We start from the raw sequence: 25064 nt of genomic DNA, 5'->3' as shown, positions 1-25064 counted from the left end.
GCGCGACGCCGCTCCCTCCACCGCACCCCGGGGCGCGTGCCCCGCGCCTCACCCGCGGTGGGGAGGGCCGCGCCGCGGGGGCGCGGGGGCGGGATCCGGCGCATCGGCGCATCCGTGCGGTGGCGCCGGGGGCGACTCCGGCCACCGGCCCGGTGGGCGGGTCGACGGGCGCGGACCCGGCGGACTCCCGGTCGTCCCGGTCACGGCGCGTCGCCCCGCCGCTCGGGGGCGGGAACGGGACGGGCCCGGACCGTGAGGGGTCCGAGCGGCCCCGGCTGTCGCGGGGGAGGGGGTGGGCCACCGCCCGCACGCCGCTCCACATGCCGGCGGGCGGGCGCCGCCCGCCCGCCGCCGGCACGCGCTCACAGCAGCCGGAGGTCGCGCGCCCGGCGTACGGCGTCGCCCCGCCGGTTCACCGCCAGCTTCCGGTACACGCTCTTGAGATGGGTCTTCACCGTGTTCACCGACACGTACAGATCGGCGGCGATCTCCTCCGCGGACATCATCCGGGCCAGCCGCTCCAGCACGTCCCGCTCCCGTCCGCTCAGCTCCACCGCGGCGAGCGCCGGGGGCGGCGGCTCCGGGCCGGACCGCGAGCCGGGCCTGCCGGGCGCGCCGGGCGTGAGCCAGCCCGCGGCCAGCTCGCGCGCCGGGGCCGTGGCCAGGAGCGGCCGGAGCCACGCCCCGGCGTCGAGGAACGGACGCCGCAGCCGCTCGCGCCGGGCGTCGAGGAGCGCCTGCGCCACCAGCCTGCGGGCCGTGGCGGCGTCCCCCGCGCCCGCCGCCGACCCGGCCCGCACCAGCGCTGCCCGCACGCTCACCGCCGGTCCGGTCCCGCCCCGGGGGTGCGGGTGCACGCCGTCGAGCAGGTCCAGGGCCGCCCCGTCCCGCCCCGCGGCGAGCTGGATCGCCGCGGCCTCCACGGCGCACGCGGGCTGTTCGGCGGACACCCGCCGGAGGGCCGCTGTGGCCTCCTCCGGCCGTCCTTCCGCGAGGTGGGCGGCGGACCGCACCAGTGCTTCCCGGCTCGTCGCCCACGGCGATGCCACGGCGGTGCGGACGTCCGGGTCCGCCGCCCGGACGGCGGCTCGTGCCCTGCCCCGGGCCAGCAGCAGCCGCGCCGTGACGAGGGCCCGTCCCGCCGCCGGCACCGGATCCGGCGTGCCGTGCGGCGGCACCGCGTCGAGCAGCGCCTGGGCCCGGTCCAGTTCATCGCGTTCGACGGCCACGGCGGCCAGGACCAGCCGTGCCACAGCGCAGCCGGACGGCTGGGGCAGCCCGGCCCGCTCCGCCTCGGACACCGCCGCGAGGGCCTTGCGTTCCGCCCGGCCGGGCCAGCCGTTCAGGTAGTCGATCAGTGCCAGGTGCCCCATCGACTCCAGCCGGGGGAGCACGGTGGCGGACCCGTCGCACAGGTCGGCCACGGCGGTCAGGACGGCACGCGCGTCCTCGAAGCGCCCGGCCCACAGGCGCGCCGACCCCAGGTGCGTCAGCAGCAGCGCGCGGATCTCGGGATGCTTGTCCAGCAGCTGTGCCGGGACGTCGCGGCACAGCCGGTCGGCCGTGCCGGCGGCCGTCTCGGCCTGCCGGGGACAGCCGGTGAGCCGGGCGGCCAGCGTCTCCAGCAGTGCGCAGCTCAGCCGGGCGGCCGCGGTGCCGGGCACGTCGCCGGCCAGGCGCCGCCCGGCGCGGCGCAGGTGGGGCAGGCCGCGGCCGGGGTCGGGTCCGGACAGGTCGCGGGCCGCTCGCACCAGGTCCGTGGCCGGACTCCCGTCACCCTCCATGGAGGAGAACAGCCGGGTCAGCTCGTCCGCGTGCAGGCCGGTGAGGAGCTGCCCGATCGCCAGATCGGCGACCAGTGCCCCGGTGGTGAGGTCCCAGTCGCCCGCGGCGGCGCCGTGCGCGAGGGCCTCCGGCAGCGAGCCGGAGCGGCGCAGCCACCGCGCGGCCCGCCGGTGGAGTTCCGGTTCCAGGCCGGGCAGGCGCTCGCGCAGGTGGGCCCGGAGGATCTCCCCGAACAGCGGATGGAGCTGGTACCAGGAGTGACCGAGGTGCACGATGAACGCGTTGTCGCGGTGCAGCCCGGCGAGGACGGCCCCGGCGTCGGTCCGCCCGGTCAGCGCGTCGGCCAGACCGGGACAGAAGCGCTCCAGGACGCTGACGCGCAGCAGCAGGTCCTGCGTCGTCGCCGGCCGCGCGTTGAGCACCTCGGCCAGCAGGAAGTCCGCGACCGTACTGCGGCCCGCCTCGAATTCCTTCAGGTACAGGTCCGGGTCCGCGCTCTCCCGCGCGGCCAGGGCGGACAGGCGCAGACCCGCGGCCCAGCCCCGGGTCCGGTCCACCAGGGCGCGCGCGGCGTGGAGGGGCAGTGCCAGGCCGTGCAGCTCCAGCAGCGCGGCGGCCTCCTCGGGGGTGAAGGCCAGCTCGGCGGCGCGGATCTCGGTCAGCTCGCCCGCCGCCCGGTAGCGGTGCAGCGGCAGCAGGGGTTCGGTGCGCGTGACGAGGACGAGCCGCAGGCCGTGCCCGGCGTGCCCCAGGACGAACCCCAGCTGCTCCGCGACCACCGGGGCGGTCACCCGGTCGTACTCGTCGAGCACCAGGACCACCGGCCGGTCGCGCTCGCTCAGCTCGGCGGCGAGGGCCGCCGGCATCCCGCGGTCGGTGGCGGCGGCCTCCGCCGGGGCCCGGACGGTGTCTGACACCGGCGCACCGCAGGCCCGCAGCGCCTGGAGGACGTACGCCCAGAACACCCCGGGACGGCTGTCCCCCGCCTCCACCGTGAGCCAGGCGACCGGCGGCGGCGCGGTGGCGGCCCAGTCGGCGGCCAGCAGCGTCTTGCCGGCCCCGGCCGGCCCGTTGACCAGCGTCAGCGGTGTGCGCAGCGCCCGATCGAGGTGGTGGGTCAGCCGCTGCCGCCGCAGGAACGTCGGAGGTCTCGCCGGGAGGGCGAACCGGGTGCGCAGGAACGGATCGCCCAGCGGATCGGCGCCGGGCACCGGCGCGACGACCGGTTCCCCGGCGTTCTCACAGGCCCCGGACACGGCGCTCACCACCCCTGCCGCCGGGAGACGTCCCGGGCGGCGCCTCCCCTTCCAGCATGTCCGCTCCACGGCCCGGGCGCGCGGCGGCCGGTGCGGGGCGGCCGTCCGGGCCGGTCGGTGCCGCGTACCGCGGCGGGGGAGCGCCGCCGTGCCGCCGCCCGGTCCGCTCCCGGGCCCGGAACCCCGCCCCGGGCGGCCCGGTACGCTGCGGTACGCTGAGGCGCGCCTCTCTGGTACGCCCGGACGGCCGCATGAGGGAGGTACTCCGGTGCACGGCCCGTGTCTGTACCCGGGCGGCGAAGCCGCGGCGGATCGCCACGTCGCGGTGGAGTACGCCAGCGACGACGAGTGGGCACGTCATCTCGTACCGTTCGTCCGGGACGGACTGGTCGGTGGTGAGCAGGTGCAGTACTACGCTGATGCCACCGATCCCGATGTGGTGACCCGGACACTCGCGGACCGCGGGGTGGACGTCGATTCCGCCCTGCGCCGCGGACAGCTCGTGGTGGCGACCGCCGAGGAGACCTATCTGTCCGGCGCCGGGTTCGACCCGGACGTGACGATCCGGTTCTGGCGGGAAGCCGTGAGCGAGGCCGCCGCCCGGGGATTCACCGGGGTACGGACGGTCGGGGAGATGTCCTGGACCGCCCGGGACGTAGCAGGCGCCGAACGCATGCTGGAGTACGAGCTGCGGATGCATTACGAGGTGGTGGAGCGGTTGCCCGCCCGGTCATGGTGCTTCTACGACCGGCGCCTGCTGTCCCAGGAGGACCTGGAGGTGCTGGCGGCGGCCCACCTGACGCGGTCGAGCGCGGATGCCGCCCCCGGCGGCAGGCCGGGACTGTCGGTGACCCCCCTGTCGGGACCGCCCGGCTTCCGGCTGGCCGGGTCCGCCGGCTACGAGAGCCGCCACGTCATCGCCTCCACGGCGGCCGCGCTCGCCGCGTCCCCGGCCCGGCGCCCCACCCTGGACCTCTCCCTCCTGGACCACCTCGACATCGCCGCCCTGGCCGACCTCGCCGACGCGGCGCGCCGGCGGTCCTGCGGCACGCCGGTGCGCATGCTCGGAGCACCGCCCGCGCTCCACCGCCTGCTGGAGCTCTTCCCGGAACTGGGCGAGGGCCTGGAGGTGGCGGACCGGTGACGATCGACATCGAACAGGCCTCCGCGGCGGCCCAGAGCGACCCGCACTTCCGGCATCCCGCGATCTTCTACACCACCGAAGAGGAGTACGGGGAAGGCGTCGGCACCTTCGTCCGTGCGGAGGCCGCCGGTGCCCGGCCGGTCCTGGTCGCCGTGCCCGGCGAACGCCTGACCCTGCTGCGGGACCTCATGGGCGCGGAGGGCGACCACATCACCTGGGTCGACATGCGGCAGGGGGGGCGCAACCCGGGACGCATCCTGTCGATGCTCCAGGAGTTCGCCGACCGGCACGCGGACCGGGACCCGGCCATCGTGGGCGAGCCCATCTGGGTGGGACGCACCCCCGCGGAGGCGCAGGAGGCCACCCGTCACGAGGCGCTGATCAACCTGGCCTTCGCCCGTCGGCGCGCCACCATCCTGTGCCCCTACGACACCGCCCTGCCCGAGGACGTCCTGGGCGAGGCCCACCGTACGCACCCGGTGGTCGGGGACCACGGCGGGTACCGGAGCAGTCCGCGCTACACGGACCCGCACGCGGTGTGCCGGGACTGCGACACCCCCCTGCCCGAACCCGCCGACCCGGTCGTGCTGCACTTCCGCGAGCGGGGCCTGGCGGGCGTGCGCGACAAGGTCGCGGACTGGGCCACGACGGCGGGTCTGTCCCCCGGCCGCCGGACCGACTGGCTGCTGGCGGTGAACGAGGCGACCGGCAACTCGGTGCGCCACGGCGGCGGGCACGGGACCCTGCGCCTGTGGCGCACGGCCGGCACGGTCGTCGCCGAGGTGCGGGACCGCGGGCGGTTCACCGACCCGCTGACCGGTCGGCGGCGCCCCGATCCGCTGGCCGCGACCGGCGGCCGGGGCGTGTGGATGATGCACCAGCTCTGCGACCTGGTGGAGATCCGGACACCGCCGTCCGGCATGGTGGTACGGCTGCACGTCGGCCTGGACTGACGGCGGGACGCGCCGCTGCCGCCGGGGCGGGCGGCCACGGCCCTCCCGGCCGTGCCCGGGGGCCGACCGGACCCCGGCCCGGCCCCGGGTACGGCCCGGACGCCGTCATGCGACCGGTGACCGGGCGGCCGGGCCCTTGGTGCGTGCGGTTTCGTCCTGGACGAGCAGCGAGAGCAGGGAGGCGACCGGGAGCCCGGCCTCCGCGGGGTGGCGCAGCACCTTGTCCGGCTCGATGCGGTAGGTGTTCGTGCGGCCCTCCCGGGTGTGGGAGAGATAACCGGCCTGCTCCAGATCGGAGATGATCCGCGCGACGGCGCGTTCCGTGAGGTGGCAGCGGGCGGCTATCTCGCGGACCCGGATGCTCGGGTTGTCGGCGATGGCTGCCAGGACGCGCGCGTGACTGGTGATGAACGTCCATCCGCGGTGTGACTGGGGCACTTCAACCATGCCCGGAATCTTAGGGGACCAGTGTTGCCGGAAACCACTTACATGACATAGTTTTCATGCAACGCGTGACGGTCCTCCGTGAGGGAGGCCAGGGAGGAGTCCGAAGGTGCCGTGGAGCGAGACCCCCGTACCGGCCCTCATGGGCGACGCCTCCGGGACGCCGTCGGAGGGGACCGCCGGTCCCGCTTTGCGGGAGGACGGTGTCCCGCAGTACGCCTGGGGAGGGGCCTGGGTGATCGTCGCCCGCGGTGCCTACGACCTGGACACCGTCGCCCCCCTGGCGGATGCGCTGAAGACCGCGGCCGGGGAGCACCCCAAGGTCGTCCTGGACGCCTCCGGCGTCACCTTCGCGGACTCGACGTTCCTCAACCTGCTCCTGGTCACCCACCACGCCGGCACCCTGCGGCTGGCCGCGCCGTCCGCCCCGGTCCGCCGGCTCTGCGAGATCACCGGGGTCGACGGCGTCCTGCAGATCCGGGACACGGTCGAGGACGCCGCCCTGTCCTGACGGCCGCGCCGTGACGGCCACCCCGCGGCGGCAGGCCATGGCGACGTGGCCGTGGCGACGGGGCCGTGCACGGTGCCCCGGGGGCGTCCGGGCGGCGTCCCGGCGGCCTCGACGCCGCCGAGGAGGCGGGGCGGGCCCGCGGCGTGGCCGTCCGGCGCGTCACGGTCTCAGTGCCGGAGGCGTCCGGAGCGCCGCGAGGTCCGGGGTGGTGAGGGCGAGTGCCGCGTCCAGGAGCGCGGAGGTCAGGGCGGGGAGCTGGTCGCGCGATTCGGGCAGCAGGAACAGCCAGGCGAAGACCGGGCCCACCAGCAGGGCGTTGAGGACGGCCGGGTCGGGACGGACGGTGAGCTCGCCGCGTGCGGTCGCGCGGTCCAGGATCTCGGTGAGCGTCCGGCGCTGGACCCCCAGGTACTTCTCGTCGAACCGGGCGCGCAGCGCGGGGTCGGCGTGGATGTCGGCCAGCAGGCCGGGGACCGTCCCCGGCGGCGGGGAGGCCATGGCGTCCGCGATCTCGGTGAGCGCGGCGGACAGGTCGGCCTGGAGCGAGCCGCGGTCGGGGGCCACGGCCAGGAACCGGTCCGGCAGCAGGACGTCGAAGATCATCTCCTGTTTGGTGGCGTGGCGCCGGTAGATCGCCGCCTTGCCCACGCCGGCGCGTGCGGCCACCTCGGCCATCGTGAGCCGGTTGTACCCCACCTCGGTCAGCAGCTCCCGGACGGCGGAGGCGATGGCGTCATCGACGCGGGTGTCCCGGGGGCGGCCCCCCGGGTTGCGAGCTTGCTTCCGAGCAGACATGGGTGCATCATACGGAACCAGGAGTACCGAAACCAGTAGTTCCAGAACTGGCGGTTCCGTATCCCTGGTGGGGCCGTGATCCGGCGCGCCGGCCGTGGTGCCGCGTGGTCCACGCGGACGGCGCCGGGCTCAGTCGCGACCATCGACGCGCGGACGGCCACCGCAGCCATCGCCGGGTCCCGGCCCGACCGACAGGGCACACCGGCTCGGAAGGAATGACCGATGCGAATCCCGAAAGCCGCCCACACCGCGCGACCGTGGCGGATCCACGAGTTCACCAAGGACTTCCGGATCGAGGACGTGTGGTCCTTCCGCGCCCCCGACGCCGGGCCGGACGACTTCCCCGTGATGCTCAAGGCGCTGAAGACGGCCTACGACACCCGCAAGGCCCCCGCCCCGGTCCGCTTCCTGTTCGCGGTGCGCTGGAAGCTCGGGGCCCTGCTCGGCTGGGACACCCCCCAGGCGGGACTGGGCGGGCGGGTCGCCTCGCTGAGCGACCGCCTCCCGCAGGACCTCGCGCGGACGGTCGAGAACGCCGTCCCGTGCTCCGACCCGTTCTCCGATGTGTACCAGCTGGACGACGAGGCGGCCCGCGAGCTGGGCAACAAGACCGTCCACACCATCATGCACCTGGGCTGGGTGCCGACCGGTGACGGCGGTTACGAGCTGCGCATGGCGGCGCTGGTCAAGCCCAACGGGCTGTTCGGGCGGATCTACATGGCGGGCATCCTGCCGTTCCGTTACCTCATCGTCTATCCGGCGCTGACCCGCCAGTGGGAACGTGCCTGGATCGAGCACGGCCGTCCGTACCGGCGCGCCGCGGAAACCGCGCGGGGCGAAACCGCCGGCGGGAAAACCGCCGGCCAGGGCTGATCCGGACGTCCGGCGCGCGAACTCCCCTTTGTCACACACGAACCCCCGGGTCCACGGCCCGGGGGTTCGTCGTGTGCCGGGCGCGTACCGCCGGGGCGGGGCCGGATAACCGCCCGTGGTGGGTGCGGGCGTACGCCCCACCAGGGCTTTCGGAGTTGTCAATACGTACTCTTGCTTATACCGGTCCCGCTGTTCCTGGGTGACGCTGAAGAGGTGGAGGACCGGTGCGCCGCTCACGACAGCGCGCCGCCGGCCGGCCCGACGCGCGATATGGGAGCAGGTTGAGCGGAATCGAATCCACCCGGGGCGGCGCTCCGCCGTCCCCGGCCGGTCGGCGGGCGGGCGGAAACCGGCCCGGCGCGGCACGGAACACGGTGCCGGGCACCCGTATTGGAATATTTGGAATTCAACTTTCCGGTGACGCCGGGCCGTTCGGCACCGCGCCGGACGCGCCTCCCGGGCCCTCGGTGCCCTGGTTGCGACCGGGTTCGGCTCCCCGTGAGACGGACCTCACAGCGGATCCGGGCGTTACGGCGCCGATGAGGTGTATCCGGCCGGGGGTGGCCACGGTCTTGTGCGGGTGAGGCCGGATCGATGAATGCACAAGGGGGTCTTGGGTCCGCACCCGTCCGTGGGGCCTCGCGTATGTCGTCATGACGGATCGGCGTGGTGGGAAAACCCGATGAATCACCGGCGCCCGCGGGCGTGCCGCCGTGTCGTGGGGTGACGTGGGAATCCGCTCGGCCGGTGGCAGGTGTTCCCGCGACGCGGTCACCGGCCCGCGCTGCTGGACAGGGGAAGAGTGAATTCGGGGGGACACGGAAGTGCCTTGACCAAGGGCATTTCGAGAACGGGGAATTCAGGCGCAGGAACGTGTGTACGGAGCGGGGCGTGGCCGATGACGACTTCTTCGCCCTGCCGCCGGACGCGGAACCCGAATCGGGCGGGACCGGCCCGCGAGGGAATTGCCGGAAAAGGGATTCGCGGGGGGCGAGCGCTCGCGAACCGGTCGAGGCCGCGGCAACGCGGAACGTCGTTGAGGCCATCGAAGCCGAGTTCAGTGAGGTACGAGGGAAGGCATGACTACGGTGAGTGACGAGCAGCAGGAGAAGCTTCTCCGTTACCTCAAGAAGTCCGCGATCGAACTCAACGAGACGCGGGCGCTGCTGCGGGAGGCGGAAGAACGCGCCACCGAGCCGCTCGCGGTGGTCGGCATGAGCTGTCGCTACCCCGGCGCGGAGTCCCCGGACGAACTGTGGGAGCTGGTCGCCGACGGCCGCGACGCGATATCCGGTTTCCCGCCCGACCGGGGCTGGGACCTGGAGCGGCTGTACGACCCCGACCCCGACCGGCTGGGCGCCAGTTACACCCGCGCGGGCGGATTCGTGCCCAGCGCCACGACGTTCGACGCCGACTTCTTCGGGATCAGCCCGCGCGAGGCGCTGTCCATGGACCCGCAGCAGCGGCTGCTGCTGGAGCTGTCCTGGGAGGCGTTCGAGGACGCCGGCATCGACCCGGCCACGCTGCGCGGCAGTGACACCGGCGTCTTCTGCGGCGTCGGCCCCTCGGACTACGCGGCGGTACCGGCCGGCGCGGCACCGCAGATCGAGGGGCTGCGGCTGACCGGCGGCACGACCAGCGTGGTCTCCGGCCGTGTCGCCTACACCTTCGGCCTGGAGGGGCCGGCCCTGTCGGTGGACACCGCGTGCTCGTCGTCGCTGGTGGCCCTGCACCTGGCCGCCCGGGCACTGCGCACCCGGGAATGCTCCCTCGCCCTGGTCGGCGGCGTGACGGTGCTGGCCGGGCCGACGCTGTTCCTGGACTTCAGCCGGCAGCGAGGGCTGGCGCCGGACGGCCGGTGCAAACCCTACGCGGCCGCCGCCGACGGCACCGGGTTCGCCGACGGCGCGGGGGTGGTGGTGCTGGAGCGGCTGTCGGACGCGCGGCGCAACGGGCACCGGGTGCTGGCGGTGGTGCGCGGCAGCGCGGTGAACCAGGACGGGGCCAGCAACGGCCTGACCGCCCCGAACGGCCCGTCGCAGGAGCGGGTGATCCGTCAGGCGCTGGCCAACGCCGGGCTGTCACCGGCGGACGTGGACGCCGTGGAGGGGCACGGCACGGGCACCAGGCTGGGCGACCCGATCGAGGTCCAGGCCCTGCTGGCCACCTACGGTCAGGAACGCGAGCACGGCCCCCTGTGGCTGGGCTCGATCAAGTCGAACATCGGGCACGCCTCCGCGGGCGCCGGGATGGCCGGCGTGATCAAGATGGTGCAGGCGCTGCGCCACGAGGCGCTGCCCGCCACCTTGCACGTGGACCGGCCCTCGCCGCACGTGGACTGGGCCTCCGGCGGCGTCGAGCTGCTGACCGAGATGCGGCCGTGGAAGTCCGACGGACGGCTGCGCCGGGCCGGCGTGTCCTCCTTCGGCGTCAGCGGCACCAACTGCCACGTGATCCTGGAGGAGGCACCGGACGAGACGCCCGCCGACACGGTCGGGGCGGCCCCGGTCACCGAGCTGCCGGTGGTCCCGGTCCTGGTCTCCGCCCGCGGCGCGGCGGCGCTGCGGGCCCAGGCCGAGCGGCTGCGGGCCGGCGTGCTGGCCCGCCCGGAGGTCACCCTGGCCGAGGTCGGGTTCTCCTCCGCGACGACCCGGGCCCACCTCGACCACCGCGCCGTGGTGCTGGCGTCCGACCGCGACGCGCTGCTGGCCGGGCTGGCCGGGCTGGCCGGGCTGGCCGCGGGCGAGCCGCCGGCGACGGCGGCCGAGGGCAAGGTGCTCACCTCCGGGGCCCGGCCGGTGTTCGTCTTCCCCGGCCAGGGGGCGCAGTGGGAGGGCATGGCGGTCGAACTGCTCGACTCCTCCCCGGTGTTCGCGCGGGAGATCGCGGCCTGCGGTGACGCGCTGGGCGAGTTCGTGGACTGGCGGCTGGAGGACGTGCTGCGCGGGGCGGCCGGCGCGCCGTCGCTGAAGCGGGTGGACGTGGTCCAGCCCGCGCTCTTCGCGGTGATGGTGAGCCTCGCGGCGCTGTGGCGCTCCTACGGCGTGGAGCCGATGGCGGTGGTCGGCCACTCGCAGGGCGAGATCGCCGCGGCCGTGGTGGCCGGCGGGCTGTCCCGGGCCGACGGCGCGCGGGTGGTGGCGCTGCGGTCGCGGGCCGTCGCCCAGCGGCTCGCCGGCCACGGCGGCATGGTGTCGGTGGCCGTGCCGGCCGAGCGGGCCGAGGAGCTGATCGCCCCCTACGAGGGCCGGGTGTCCATCGCGGCGGTCAACGGCCCGGCGGCCGTGGTGCTGGCCGGGGAGCCCGCCGCCCTGGAGGAGCTGATCGCGGCGTGCGAGCGCGCCGAGGTGTGGGCCCGGCGGATCGCGGTGGACTACGCCTCGCACTCGCAGCAGGTGGAGGCCATCGAGGACGAACTGGCCCGGCTGCTGGGGGCGGTGGCCCCGCGGACGGGAACGGTCCCGTTCTACTCCACCACCCAGGGCGCCTTCATCGACACCGCCGGGCTCGACGGCGCGTACTGGTACCGGAACCTGCGGGGCCGGGTCGGGTTCGAGCCGGCGGTCCGCGCGCTGGTCGACAACGGCGCCGGCTGCTTCGTGGAGATGTCGCCGCACCCGGTGCTGACCATGGCGGTGGAGGACACCGTCACCGACCACGGCGCGGCGTCCCGCGTCGGCGTCGTCGGGTCGCTGCGGCGTGACGAGGGCGGCTTCCAGCGGTTCGCGCTGTCGGTGGCCGAGGCCCACACCGCCGGCGTGACGGTGGACTGGTCGGCGTTCTACGAGGGCAGCGGAGCGCGCGCGGTCCCCCTGCCGACCTACGCCTTCCAGCGCAGCAGGTACTGGCTGACGTCCGGCACCGGCACCGGGAGCGCCTCGGCCGTCGGCATGCACACCGTGGACCACCCCGTCCTGGTGGCCGCCTCACGGGTCGGCGACCGGGACGAGTGGGTGTACACCGGCCGGCTCTCCGCGGACTCCCAGCCGTGGATCCGGGACCACGTGGTCTTCGGCATCCCCATCGCGCCGGGCACCGCGCTGGTGGAACTGGCGCTGGCCGCCGGCGTCCGGAGCGGGTACGGGACCCTGGACGAGGCGGTGCTCCAGGCCCCGCTGGTCGTCGACGACGAGGCGGGCTGCCGGATCCAGGTGACCGTCGGCGCCCCGGAGGACGACGGGCGCCGCGAGGTCGCGGTGTACTCGGCCCCGGACGCCGGACCGGACGGCGAGACCCCCGAACCGGTCTGCCACGTGCGCGGCTGGCTGACCGCCGAGACCGCCCCGCCCGCCCCGGCCCCGGCGCAGTGGCCGCCGGCGGGGGCCGAGCCGATCGCGGTGGACACGCTGTACGAGCGGATGGAGACGGCCGGACTCGACTACGGGCCGCTGTTCAAGGGCATCCGGGCCGCCTGGCGCGTCGGAGGCGAGATCTGCACCGAGGTGGCGCTGCCCGACGACGCCGACGACGACGGCTTCGTGCTGCACCCGGCCCTGTTCGACGCCGCCCTCCAGGGCGCCCTGGTGGACAAGGACCCGAACGCGTCGGTGGAGATGCCGTTCACCTGGTCCGGGGTGCGCCCGGGGCGCCGGACCGGCGCGGCACGGGTGCGGATCACCACCTCCGGCGCCGGACTGCACATGGACATGTTCGACGAGACCGGCGAGCCGGTGATGAGCGTCGGCGGCCTGGTGTACCGGACGGTGGACCCGGCGCAGCTCGAAGCCGCGCGCGGCGCGGGCCCGGACTCCCTGTACCAGGTGGAGTGGGTGCCGGTGCCGGCCGGGCCGGCGGAACCGGCGCGGCTGGTCCATGTGGCCGGGGGCGCCGACGCCTTCCCGGACCTGGACGCGGTGGCGCGGGCGGTCGCCACGGGCGACGCGGCCCCGGACGCGATCGTGGTCCGGATCGCCCCCGACGCCACCTCGGACACCCCGGCCGTGGCGGCCCGCGCGGCCGCCGAGGAGATGCTCACCACCGTGCAGCGGTGGCTGGCCGACGAACGCCTGGGCGCGGCCCGGCTGGTCGCGGTCACCCGCGGCGCGGTGGCGCTCGACGGGGAGGTCCCGGACATCGCCCGGGCCACCGCGTGGGGCCTGGCGCGGAGCGTCCAGTCCGAGCACCCGGGCCGGATCGTGCTGGTGGACCTCGACGACGACGGTGCCGACGTGCCCTGGGACGCCCTGCTGGCGGCCGACGAACCGCAGCTCGCCGTGCGGGCGGGCCGGGTGTCGGCGCCGCGGCTGGCCCGGGTGCCCGCGGTACCCCAGGACGCGGCGCGTCCGCTGGACCCGGCCGGCACCGTGCTGGTCACCGGCGGCACCGGTGGCCTGGGCGCGGTGTTCGCCCGTCACCTGGCGGCGGAGCACCGCGTGGAGAACCTGCTGCTGGTCAGCCGGCGCGGCCCCGATGCCGAGGGCGCCGCGGAGCTGGAGGCCGAACTGACCGCCCTCGGCGCGCGGGTGCGGATCGAGGCCTGCGACATCGCCGACCGGGACCAGGTCGTCGCCCTGCTGGACTCCCTCCCGGCGCCGCTCACCGCGGTGGTGCACACCGCCGGGGTGCTCGCCGACGGGGTGGTCGAGTCGGTCACCCCCGACCAGCTCGCCGAGGTCATGCGGCCCAAGGTGGACGCCGCCTGGCTGCTGCACGAACTGACCGCGGACGCGGACCTGGCGGCGTTCGTGCTGTTCTCCTCGGGCGCCTCGCTGTTCGGCAACCCGGGGCAGGCCTGCTACGCCGCCGCGAACGCCGGACTCGACGCGATGGCGCAGCGGTTGCGCGCCGCCGGAGCGCCGGCCACCTCGCTGGCGTGGGGGGTGTGGGGCGACGGGGCCGGGATGGCCGGCCGCCTGGACCGGACCAACGTGGCCCGCATCGAGAGCGCCGGTGTGGCCCTGCTGCCGGTCGACCGGGGCCTGGAGCTGTTCGACCACGCGCTGCGCCTGGACACCGGGCTCCTGGCCCCGGTGCAGCTGGACATGGCCGGACTGCGGGCCCAGGCCCGGTCCGGGGCGCTGCCCCCGCTGCTGCGCCAGCTGGTGCGGGTCCCGGCACGGACCGCCGAGCCCGCCGGCGGCTCGCTCGCCCAGCGGCTGGCCGGGGTCGCCGGCGAGGACCGCGAACAGGTGGTCCTGGAGGTGGTCCAGGCCCAGGTGGCGGCCGTGCTCGGGCACGAGTCGGCGTCGGCGATCGACCCCGAACGGACCTTCAGCGACATGGGGTTCGACTCGCTCGCCGGCGTCGGGCTGCGCAACCGGCTCAGCAAGATCACCGGCCTGCGGCTGCCCGCCACCCTGGTCTTCGACCACCCGAACGCGGCGGCGGTCACCCGGTACCTGCTGGAGTCCGTCGAGCCGGAGGCCGCGGCGGGCGGCCGGGGAGGCGGCCCGGCGGCCGGCGACGACACCGCCGAGATCCGCGCGGTGCTCGCCTCGATCCCGGTCGAACGCCTGCGCAGGGCCGGGCTGCTGGACACCTTGTTCGAGCTGGCGCGCGGTGACGTGCCCGAGGAGGAGGCCCCGGACGGCGGCGAGGAGTCGCTCGACGACCTCGACGCGGACGCCCTGATCCGGATGGCCCGGGGGGACCGGTAGGTGCGCGACGCCGACCTGGACGCCGACCGCCGCGTGGGAAGTGAGGAACCAGCATGACCGCAAAGACGAACGAACTCATCGACGCGCTGCGGATGTCGATCAAGGAGAACGAGCAGCTGCGCAAGCAGAACCGGCAGCTGCTGACCCGATCGGCCGAGCCGCTGGCGATCGTGGGCATGAGCTGCCGGTTCGGCGGCGGCGCGACCTCGCCCGAGGGCCTGTGGCAGCTGCTGGCGGAGGGCCGCGACGCCATGGTGCCGCTGCCCGAGGACCGCGGCTGGCAGGTGGACCGCCTGTACCACCCCGACCCCGACCACCCGGGCACCACGTACGCCCGCACCGGCGGATTCGTCGACGGGGTCGCGGAGTTCGACGCCGGCTTCTTCGGGATCGGCCCGCGCGAGGCCCTGGCGATGGACCCGCAGCAGCGGCTGATCCTGGAAGGCGCGTGGGAGGCGTTCGAGAACGCCGGGATCGACCCGACGAGCCTGCGCGGCAGCGACACCGGCGTCTTCTGCGGTGCCATCAGCTCCGAGTACGGCGCCACGATGCCCCCGGAGCTGGGCGGCTACCGGCTCGGCATCCTGACCAGCGTGCTGGCCGGGCGGATCTCCTACCTGCTGGGCCTGGAGGGCCCGGCCGTCACGGTGGACACCGCCTGTTCGTCGTCGCTGGTGGCGCTGCACCAGGCCGCGCAGGCGCTGCGGGCCGGTGAGTGCTCGATGGCGCTGGTCGGCGGGGTGACCGTGCTGTCCAGCCCCACCCTGCTCGTGGAGTTCAGCCGGCAGCGCGGGCTGGCGCCCGACGGCCGGTGCAAGGCGTACTCGCAGGACGCCGACGGCACCGGGTTCGCCGACGGCTGCGGCCTCATCGTGCTGGAGCGGCTGTCGGACGCGCGGCGGCGCGGGCACACCGTGCTGGCCGTCGTCCGGGGCAGCGCGGTGAACCAGGACGGCGCCAGCAACGGCCTGACCGCGCCGAGCGGCCCGGCGCAGGCCCGGGTGATCCGGGCGGCGCTGGCCAGCTCCGGTCTGTCGGCGGCGGACGTGGACGCTGTGGAGGGCCACGGCACCGGAACCGAGCTGGGCGACCCGATCGAGGCGCACGCGCTGCTGGACACCTACGGCCGGGAGCGGGTGAACGGCCCGCTGTGGCTGGGGTCGGTCAAGTCGAACATCGGTCACACCTCGGCGGCCGCCGGTATCGCCGGTGTCATCAAGATGGTGCTGGCGATGCGGCACGAGATGCTGCCGGCCACCCTGTACGCGGACACCCCGTCGACGAACGTGGACTGGGACCGCGGCCAGGTCGCCGTGCTCTCGCAGCCGCGGCCGTGGCGGCCGGCGGAGGGCCGCCCGCGCCGGGCCGGTGTCTCCTCGTTCGGCGTGAGCGGCACCAACGTGCACGTCATCCTGGAGGAGGCGCCGCCGGCACCCGCCGCGCCCGGCGCCACCCCGGAGCCGGACCCGGACCGTCCCCGGCGGCCGGCCGGCGTGGTGCCGGTGCTGGTCTCGGGACGCACCGAGGCGGCGCTGCGGGCGCAGGCCGAGCGGCTGCGCGACCACCTCGCGCGGCGGCCGGAGCTGACGCCCCTCGACATCGGGTACTCGACGGCGACCACGCGCGCCCTCCTGGAGCGGCGCGCGGTGGTCACGGCGGCCGACCGGGACGGGCTGATGGCCGCGCTGGCGGACCTGGCGGCCGGGGAGCCCGGGGCGGTCACCGGAGGCGCGGTCGCCGGGAAGACGGCGGTCCTCTTCACCGGCCAGGGCTCCCAGCGGGCCCGGATGGGCGCCGGACTGGCGGCGGTGTACCCGGCGTTCTCCGCCGCGCTGGACGAGGTGTGCGCGGTGGTGGACCCGCTCCTCGGCCGGCCGGTGCGCGAGCTGCTGAGCGCCGAGCCCGGCTCCGACGCGGCGGCGCTGCTCGACGCCACCGAGTACACGCAGGTGGCGCTGTTCGCCGTCGAGGTGGCGCTGTACCGGTTGGTCGAGTCGTTCGGCGTGCGGCCGGATTACCTCATCGGGCACTCGGTGGGCGAGATCGCCGCGGCGCACGTGGCCGGGGTGCTGTCACTGGAGGACGCCGCGGCCCTGGTGGTGGCGCGCGGCCGGCTGATGGGGGCGCTGCCCGCGGGCGGCGCGATGGTGGCGGTGCAGGCCACCGAGGACGAGGTCGCCGCGACGCTGGACGGCTACCGGGGCAGGCTGGAGATCGCCGCGGTCAACGGCCCGCGGGCGGTGGTGGTGTCCGGCGACGCCGACGCCGCCGAGGAGTGGCTGCCGCGCTTCGCGGACCGGAAGACCTCGCGGCTGAAGGTCTCGCACGCCTTCCATTCGCCGCGGATGGAGCCGATGCTGGCGGAGTTCGCCTCCGTCGCCCGCACCCTGCGGTTCTCCGCGCCGAAGATCGCGATCGTGTCCAACGTGACCGGCGAGAAGGTGACCGACGAGATCACCGACCCGATGTACTGGGTGAAGCACGTCCGGCAGGCGGTGCGCTTCGCCGACGGAGTGCGGACCCTGTACCGGCTGGGTGCCCGGCGCTTCCTGGAGCTGGGCCCGGACGCGGTGCTGACCGCCATGGCCGGGCAGACCCTCGACGACGCCGACGCCGGTGACGCGGTCCTGGTCCCGGCGCTGCGCGCGCGGCAGGACGAGGCGGAGACGTTCGCCCGCTTCCTCGGCGCGGCGCGGATCGCCGGTGCCGAGGTGGACTGGGCGGCCTACTACGCCGGCACCCCGGCGGCCCGGGTCGAGCTGCCGACGTACGCCTTCCAGCGGGAGCGGTTCTGGCTGGCCCCGGGCACCGGCTCGGCCGACGCGGCCGCGGCCGGACAGGTCGGGCTGGACCACGCGGTGCTCACCGCCGCCGTACCGGTGGCCGACCGCGACGAGTGGGTGTTCACCGGGCGCGTCGCGGCCGGCACCCAGCCGTGGATCGCCGAGCACGTCGTGCACGGGGCGCTGGTGCTGCCCGGTGCGGCGCTGGTCGACGTGGCGCTCACGGCCGGGGCGGCGGTCGGCTGCCCGGCGCTGGAGGAGCTGGAGATCACCACCCAGGTGGTCCTCACCGACGAGCCCCGGCAGGTGCAGGTCACCGTCGGTGCCGCCGACGCCGACGGCCGCCGCGAGATCGCCCTCTACACCCGCGCCACCGCCACCGCCGGCGAACCGCCGGAGGCGGTCTGCCACGCCCGGGGCCGGCTCGGTGCCACCCCGGCGCCGCCGGTGCCCTTCGAGGCGGAGTGGCCGCCCGCGGGCGCCGAACCGGTACCGGTCGACGACCTCTACGCGCGCCTGGCGGAGGCCGGGGTCGACCACGGCCCGCTGTTCCAGGGCGTGCAGGCGGCCTGGCGCCGCGGCGCGGAGGTCTACACCGAGGTCGCGCTGCCCGACGACATCGACGGCACCGGGTACGGGCTCCACCCCGCCCTGTTCGACGCGGCCCTCCACGGCGGCCTGCTCGACACCGAGCCGGGTGCCGCGCCGCAGCTGCCGGTCTCCTGGGCGGACGTGTCGTTCGGGCCGGCCACCGCGGCGCGTCTCCGGGTACGGATCACGGCCGCGGACTCGGTGCTGCGGGTGGACGCGGTGGACCTCGACGGCGAACCGGTGCTGTCGGCCGGCCGGGTCGGCCACCGGCCGGCCCCGCACCTCGGCGGTGCGCTGCGGCACGGCACGGACGCCCTGTTCGAGCCGGTCTGGACCGCGGTGGACGCACAGCCGTCGCCGGCTGCGAGGATCGCGGTCCTGGGCGAACTGGAGGCCACCGGGGAGAGGTTCGCCGATCTCGACGCCCTGGAGTCGGCCGTCGCCGGCGGCGCGCAGGCGCCCACCCTCGTCCTGGCCCCGGTCCCGGAGCCGGAGGCGGACGGCGGCCCCGGGGTGCGGGAGCTGTGCGGGCGGGTGGCCGAGGCGGTGCGCCGCTGGGTGGCGAGCCCCCTGTCGGCCGACGCCCGGCTGGTGCTGGTGACCCGCGGCGCGGTCGCGGCCGGCGGCCTCGTGCCCGATCCCGCACCGGCCGCGGTCTGGGGCGCGGTCCGCGTCGCCCAGTCCGAACACCCGGACACGGTGGTGCTCGTCGATCTCGACGACCGGGCCGCCGTGGACTGGACCGTGCTCGGCGAGCTGGACGAGCCGGAGCTGGCCGTCCGCGAGGGCACGCTGCTCGCCCCGCGCCTCACCCCGGCCCCCGCGGCCGGGGCCGGACCCGCGTGGGACCCGGCCGGCACGGTACTGATCACCTGCGGCCCCGGCGGTGCCGGCCCGGCGGTCGCCCGGGAACTGGCCCGGCGCCACACCGGACCGCTGCTGCTGGCGGCCCTCGGCGGCCCGGACCGGGCCGCCGAGGCGGTGGCCGCCGACCTGGCCGGGACGGGCGCCCGCGCGGTGGTCTGCGACACCACCGACGCGCTCGCCGACGTACTGGCCTCCGTGGACGGCCCGCTCACCGCGGTGGTGCACGCCCCCGGGCCGGCCGCCGACGGCACCCTGCGGACCCACACCGGCGACCAGCTCGACCGGGCGGTCGGCGCGAAGCTCGACGTCGCGCTGCGGCTGCGTGAGCTGACCGCCGGTCAGGACCTCGCCGCCTTCGCGGTGATCTGCTCCGACGCCGGACTCCACGGCACCGCCGGGCGGGTGGCCGACGCCGCCGCCGACGCGGCCCTGGAGGCCGTCGTCCACCGGCTGCGCGCCGAGGGCGTGCCGGCCACCGCACTGGTGTGGGGCGCCTGGGTGGACGCCACCGAGGAGCCCGAACTGGTGCGGCAGCTGGTCCACCGGATCGGCGCGGCGCCGGCCCTGCTCACGCCGGTCCGCGAGGACGCGGCCGAACTGCGGGCCCGGGCCCGCCGGGGAACGCTCGCCGCGCGGCTGCGCGGACTGGTCCGCACGCCCGCCCGGCGCGACCGGGCCGGCGGATCGCTGGCGCGCACGCTCGCCACGACCCCCGAGGCGGACCGGGTACGGGTCGTCCTGGACCTGGTGCGCGCGCAGGTCGCCGCGGTGCTGGGGCACGCATCGCACACCGCGATCGACCCCGAACGCCCCTTCAAGGACGTGGGCCTGGACTCCATGGGCGCGGTCGAGCTGCGCAACCGGCTGACCCGGGTCAGCGGCCTGCGGCTGTCGGCCACCACGGTCTTCGACCACCCGACCCCGGCGGCGATCGCACGGCTGATCGTCGGCGAACTGGCCGGGACCGGTGACACGGCACGGCCGGCGGTCCCCGCGCGCCGCCGCCCGGTCGACGAACCGCTCGCCATCGTCGGCATGAGCTGCCGGTACCCGGGCGGCATCAACTCGCCCGACGAACTGTGGGAGTTCGTGGCGGCCGGCCGGGACGGGATGACCGGCTTCCCCGCCGACCGCGGCTGGAACACCGACGAGCTGTACCACCCCGACCCCGAGCACCCCGGCACCACCTACGCGCGGATCGGCGGGTTCATCGAGGGCGCGGGCGACTTCGACGCCGGCTTCTTCGGCATCGGCCCGCACGAGGCACGGGCGATGGACCCCCAGCAGCGCTGGCTGCTGGAGGGCGCCTGGGAGGCGTTCGAGCACGCGGGCATCGACCCGACCTCGCTGCGCGGCACCGACACCGGCGTGTACTGCGGCGCGGTGAACCCGGACTACGGCACCGCGGTGCCGCCGGAGCTGGAGCAGTTCCACATGACCGGTGTGATGTCGAGCGTGCTGTCCGGGCGCATCGCCTACACCCTGGGGCTGGAGGGCCCGGCGATCACCGTGGACACCGCCTGCTCCGCGTCGCTGGTGGCGCTGCACCTGGCGATGCAGGCGCTGCGGGCCGGCGAGTGCTCCCTCGCCCTGGCGGGCGGCGTGACGGTGATGTCCACCCCGGTGGCCCTGACCGACACCGCCCGCATCCACGGCCTGTCACCGGACGGCCGGTGCAAGGCCTTCTCGGCCGCCGCGGACGGCACCTCCTTCTCCGACGGCATGGGCCTGCTCGTGCTGGAACGGCTCTCCGACGCCCGCCGCAACGGCCACCGGGTCCTGGCGGTGCTGCGCGGCAGCGCGATCAACCAGGACGGCGCCACCAACGGCCTGACCGCGCCCAACGGCCCCTCCCAGGAGCGGGTGATCCGGGCGGCCCTGGCCGCGTCCGGGCTGCGGCCGGCCCAGGTGGACGTGGTGGAGGCGCACGGCACCGGCACCAAGCTGGGCGACCCCATCGAGGCACACGCGCTGCTGGCCACCTACGGCCAGGACCGCGACCGGGGCCCGCTGCGGCTGGGCTCGGTCAAGTCCAACATCGGGCACGCCGGCCCCGCCGCCGGCGTCGCCGGGGTGATCAAGATGGTGCAGGCGATGCGCCACGAACTGCTGCCGCGCACCCTGCACGTGGACGAGCCGTCCCCGCACATCGACTGGGACGCCGGCGAGGTCGAGCTGCTCCTGGAGGACCAGCCCTGGAAGACCGACGGCCGGCCGCGCCGGGCCGGGATCTCCGCCTTCGGCATGAGCGGCACCAACGCCCACGTGATCCTGGAGGAGGCCCCGGCGGCCGACCCGGCGCCGCGGACCGACGGCCGGCCGCTGCCCGCCGTGCCGGTGCTGCTCTCCGCCCGTACCCGGGCCGCGCTGCGGGCGCAGGCGGACCGGCTCCACGCCCATCTGCTCGCCAACCCCGGCCTCGACCCGCTCGACGTCGGCTTCTCGACGGCGACGACCCGCGCGGCCCTGCCGCGGCGGGCCGCGGTCGCGGCCCGGGACCGGGCCGAACTGCTCGACGGACTGGCGGCGCTGGCCGGCGACACCCCGGCCGAGCACACCGTCGACGGCAAGGCGCTGGACGGCAGGACGGTGTTCGTCTTCCCGGGCCACGGCTCGCACTGGACCGGGATGGCGGTGCGGCTGCTGGACACCGCGCCGGTCTTCGCGGACGAGATCGCCGCCTGCGGGCGGGCGTTCGCGCCGTACGTGGACTGGGACCTGGAGGAGGTGCTGCGCGGCGCGCCCGGCGCGCCGTCGCTGGACGCGTCGGACGGCGCGGTCGCGATGGACGTGCTCCAGCCGGCGATGTTCTCGGTGCTGGTCTCCCTGGCGGCGCTGTGGCGGGCCCACGGGGTGGAACCGGACGTGGTCGTCGGACACTCCCAGGGCGAGGTCGCCGCCGCCTACGTCGCCGGCGCGCTGTCGCTCCAGGACGCCGCCCTGATCGTGGCGATGCGCAACCGCCTCGCGCAGGACCGGCTGCCCGAGGGCACCGGCCTGCTGTGGCTCGGGACGTCCCGGGACGAGGCGGAACGGCGCGCCGCCGCGCACGCCGGAAGGGCCTCGGTCGCCGTGGTGAACAGCCCGGTCTCCGTGGTGCTCGCCGGCGACACCGGTGTCCTGGACCAGGTGCGGGCCGAGTGCGAGCGCGACGGGCTGCGGACCCGCCCGCTCGGCGCGTTCGCCTCGCACTCCGCCGCCGTCGAGGTCATCGAGACCGAGCTGGTGGAGTCGCTGGCCCCGGTGGCGCCCCGCGCGGGCCGGATACCGTTCTACTCCACGGCGGTCGACGGCTACGTCGAAACCGCCGGCCTGGACGCGGCCTACTGGTACAAGAACATCCGCAACGAGGTCGGTTTCGAAGCCGCGGTCCGCGCGCTGATCGACGACGGCGCGACCCGCTTCGTGGAGATGTCGCCCCACCCGGTGCTGACCACCGCGATCGAGCAGACCGCCGCCGCGCACGAGACCGGGGGCCGGGCCGCGACGGTCGCCACGCTCGGGACGCTCCGGCGCGACGAGGGCGGCCTGGACCGGTTCGCGCTGTCCCTGGCCGAGGCGCACACCGCCGGTGTGACGGTGGACTGGGACGGCTTCTACGCCGGGACCGGGGCCACCCGGGTGTCCCTGCCGACCTACGCCTTCCAGCGCAAGCGGTACTGGCTGGCGCCGGCCGCGGCCGTACCGGGCGGCCCGGCCACGGCACCGTCCGACGAGCACCCCCACGAGGACGCGGACGACGAGGGCGGCGCGCTGGTGCGGCGACTGGCCGCCGTCCCCGCGGACGAGCGGGAGGCGCTGGCGCAGCAGGTGGTCCGGGACCAGATCGCGGCCGTGCTCGGACACGAGTCCGGTGACGCGGTCGAACCGGACCAGGGCTTCTGGGAGATGGGCTTCAACTCGGTCGGCGTGGTCCGGCTGGGCAACCGCCTGCGCCGGGTGACCGGTGTGCAGGTGGCGTCGACCGTCATCTTCCAGCACCCCGACGCCATCAGCCTGGGCCGCTGGCTGGTGCGCCACCTGGCGGACGAGGTGGCCGCGGCCGGGACGGACCCCGCCCCCGGCGACGCCGGCGCGCGCCGGCCGGGCCCCGCCACCGCGGGCGACGGACCTGTCCCGGAGGCCCCCGCACCCCGCGGCGCCACCGCCACCGCCACCGCTGCGCCCCCGGCCGCCGGTCCCGCCCCGGACGGATGCGGCACGTTCACCTCGCTGATCCGGCACGCCCACGCCGTGGGCGAACTCGACCGGGCGATGAGCTGGCTGATGGAGTCCTCCCGGTTCCGCCCGGCCTTCACCTCACCCGCGGACCTGCCGGAGAACACCGCCCAGGTGGTGCGGCTCACCCGGGGCGACGCGGGACGGCCGGCCGTCGTCTGCGTGCCGTCGTTCGCCGTCGGATCGGGCCCGCACCTGTTCCTGGCGCTCGCCGGCAGGCTGCCCGGCCGTGACGTGTACTCCTGCTCGCTGCCCGGCTTCCGCGACGGCGAGCCGCTGCCCGGGTCCTGGGACACCGCCGTCCGGGTCCTCGCGGACCGGGTCGAGCAGGCCGTCGGCGACGCCGAGGTGGTGCTCGTCGGCTACTCCATCGGCGGCGCCGTCGCCCACTCGCTCGCCGCCGAACTCGAAGGCAGGGGCCGGGCCGCGGCCGGCCTGGTCCTGCTCGACCCGCCCGACCCCCGGTCCGTCGTCGCGCACGACGGCGGCGTGTTCGAACCGAGCATGGACGCGCTGCTCAACGGCGGCCGGGACCTCGCCTTCGACGACTCCGGCTGGCTGGCGATGGGCGCCTACCTGCGCCTGCTGGGGGAGCGCGCCGACACCGGAGTCGGGGCCCCACGCCTGTGCCTGCGGGCCGGCGACACGCGCTCCTGGCCCGCCTGGGACGTGGGCGGCGACGTGGTGGACCTCGACACCGGTCACTTCGACCTGGTCAACGACCCGGAGTGCGCGGAGACCGTCGAGAAGTGGATCAGGTGCGGATTTTCCGCCGACTCAGGTCTGTACGACAAGGAGAACCGATGAATCCCCCCGAGGCGAACGAGGCAGCGGTCGAGGACGGCGCCGGGCGCTGCCCGGTCCACCACGCGGCACCGCAGCAGGAGACGGTGATCCCGTCCTCCCAGGTGCCGGGTCCGACCATGGGCCAGCGGGAGCAGATGGCGCAGTGGGCCGGGCGGCGCACCGACTTCCTCAACGAGTGCAAGCGGCTGTACGGGCCCCGGTTCCGGCTGGGCTTCCTGCCGGGCGTGGACTTCTTCGTGCTCACCGACCCCGACGAGGTGCGGGCCGTCTACCAGGCCCCCCGCACCAGCCTGCACTGCGGTACCTCGAACGGCGCGCTGGAGAAGTTCTTCGGCAACACCGGGCTCGCCTTCCTCGACGAGGACGAGCACCTGGCCCGCCGCAAGGCGCTCACCCGCAGCTTCAAGGGCGCCGCCTTCTCCCGCATCACCGAGGCGGTGGAGCAGATCACGGTGGACGCGGTGGCGGGGTGGCCGCGCGACGAGGTCGCGGACATGCACCCGCTGGTGCACCGCTGGGCGATGAACGTCATCCGCGAGGTCGTCTTCGGCAAGGTGACCCCCACCTGCTGGCCCCAACTCCTCGACGCGCTGATGGACCTGCTCGAAATCAACACCTACCCGACCGCCATGCTGATGATCGACCGGTGGTCACCGGCGAAGAAGCGGCTCATGAAGCGGCGGCCCGGCACCGGGCTCAAGGACTTCTGGCGGAACCGCCCCCGGGTGGACGCGCTCATCGCCCAGGCGATCGCCGAGCGCGTGGAACTGGGCGAGCTCGACAACGACATGCTGTCGGTGCTGCTCGGCATCGTCGGGGAGGACGGCTCGCCGCTGTCCGGCCAGGAGCTGCGCGACGAGATCATGACCATGTTCGTCGCCGGCACCGTGACCACCGTCTCCGCGGTCTGCTGGTCGGTGGAGCACTTCTCCCGGGACACCGAGCGGCTCGCCAGGCTGCGCGCGGAGATCGACGAGGGGACGTCCGAGGAGTACCTCACCGCCGCGGTGCACGAGGTCCTGCGGCTCAACCCGCCGCTGCCGAACAACCTGGCCCGCAAGGTCATGGAGCCGATCGTCATCGGCGGCGTGCGGTACGAGCCCGGCCAGCTGCTGGTGCCCAGCGCCGAGCTGATGAACAACGACCCCGAGCGCTACCCCGAGCCGGAGAAGTACCTCCCGGAGCGGTTCCTCGGCAAGCAGCCGGGCCAGTACACCTGGATCCCGTTCGGCGGCGGGCACACCCGCTGCATGGGCGACCGGATCGCCATCCACGAGATCAAGGTCATGCTGCGTGAGCTGATCACCCACGTGGACCTCGAACCCGCGGGGGCCGAACCGGCGAAGGCGGTCCCGCGCGGCCCGGTCGTGGTGCCCCAGCACGGCCCGCGGATGGTGCTGCGCCCCCGGGCCGCGGCAGCGGTCGCGAACTGACCGCGCAC

10 protein-coding genes are annotated in these 25064 nt (G+C 75.6%); 7 read left to right on the top strand and 3 right to left on the bottom strand.

Annotated features, from left to right (window positions below; all coding sequences use genetic code 11):
- Window positions 1-362 precede the first annotated feature (362 nt).
- A complete protein-coding gene (locus tag IHE55_RS03590; protein WP_197987679.1) occupies window positions 363-3041 on the bottom strand; it encodes a winged helix-turn-helix domain-containing protein in 2679 nt (892 codons plus the stop codon).
- A 268-nt stretch (window positions 3042-3309) separates the two neighbouring features.
- On the opposite strand from IHE55_RS03590, the gene IHE55_RS03585 reads away from it, so the two are divergent.
- Both IHE55_RS03585 and IHE55_RS03580 read left to right on the top strand, forming a co-directional pair.
- Window positions 3310-4185 carry an MEDS domain-containing protein gene (locus IHE55_RS03585; RefSeq protein WP_197987678.1) on the top strand — a complete coding sequence of 292 codons (876 nt, stop codon included), beginning with the start codon at window positions 3310-3312 and terminating at the stop codon, window positions 4183-4185.
- Window positions 4182-5138, top strand: coding sequence for an anti-sigma factor RsbA family regulatory protein (locus tag IHE55_RS03580; RefSeq protein ID WP_197987677.1), 957 nt, complete (start codon window positions 4182-4184; stop codon window positions 5136-5138). The genes IHE55_RS03585 and IHE55_RS03580 overlap by 4 nt, the downstream gene beginning before the upstream one ends.
- A 105-nt stretch (window positions 5139-5243) precedes the next feature.
- Here the strand turns inward: IHE55_RS03580 and IHE55_RS03575 are convergent, their stop codons facing one another.
- Window positions 5244-5585, bottom strand: coding sequence for a helix-turn-helix transcriptional regulator (locus IHE55_RS03575; protein WP_197987676.1), 342 nt, complete (start codon window positions 5583-5585; stop codon window positions 5244-5246).
- A 106-nt stretch (window positions 5586-5691) separates the two neighbouring features.
- Between IHE55_RS03575 and IHE55_RS03570 the strand changes: the two genes are divergently transcribed.
- Window positions 5692-6093, top strand: coding sequence for an STAS domain-containing protein (locus IHE55_RS03570; protein WP_307826496.1), 402 nt, complete (start codon window positions 5692-5694; stop codon window positions 6091-6093).
- Between the two features lie 159 nt (window positions 6094-6252).
- On the opposite strand, the gene IHE55_RS03565 is transcribed toward IHE55_RS03570, so the two are convergent.
- A complete protein-coding gene (locus IHE55_RS03565; protein ID WP_197987675.1) occupies window positions 6253-6888 on the bottom strand; it encodes a TetR/AcrR family transcriptional regulator in 636 nt (211 codons plus the stop codon).
- A gap of 222 nt (window positions 6889-7110) precedes the next feature.
- On the opposite strand from IHE55_RS03565, the gene IHE55_RS03560 reads away from it, so the two are divergent.
- From IHE55_RS03560 to IHE55_RS03525, 4 genes are all read left to right on the top strand, one after another.
- Window positions 7111-7761 carry a DUF2867 domain-containing protein gene (locus tag IHE55_RS03560; RefSeq protein ID WP_197987674.1) on the top strand — a complete coding sequence of 217 codons (651 nt, stop codon included), beginning with the start codon at window positions 7111-7113 and terminating at the stop codon, window positions 7759-7761.
- 1088 nt (window positions 7762-8849) lie between these two features.
- A complete protein-coding gene (locus IHE55_RS03555) occupies window positions 8850-14357 on the top strand; it encodes a type I polyketide synthase (RefSeq protein ID WP_197991762.1) in 5508 nt (1835 codons plus the stop codon).
- A 53-nt stretch (window positions 14358-14410) separates the two neighbouring features.
- Complete coding sequence (locus tag IHE55_RS30670) at window positions 14411-23623, top strand: type I polyketide synthase (RefSeq protein ID WP_232265436.1); 9213 nt, start codon at window positions 14411-14413, stop codon at window positions 23621-23623.
- Complete coding sequence (locus IHE55_RS03525; RefSeq protein ID WP_197987673.1) at window positions 23620-25056, top strand: cytochrome P450; 1437 nt, start codon at window positions 23620-23622, stop codon at window positions 25054-25056. The genes IHE55_RS30670 and IHE55_RS03525 overlap by 4 nt, the downstream gene beginning before the upstream one ends.
- Window positions 25057-25064 lie beyond the last annotated feature (8 nt).

The sequence above is a fragment of the Streptomyces pactum genome (genome assembly GCF_016031615.1).
Lineage (GTDB): Bacteria > Actinomycetota > Actinomycetes > Streptomycetales > Streptomycetaceae > Streptomyces > Streptomyces pactus.
The sequence above is the reverse complement of the archived record's forward strand: the minus strand, read 5'-3'. Positions and strand labels throughout refer to the sequence as shown.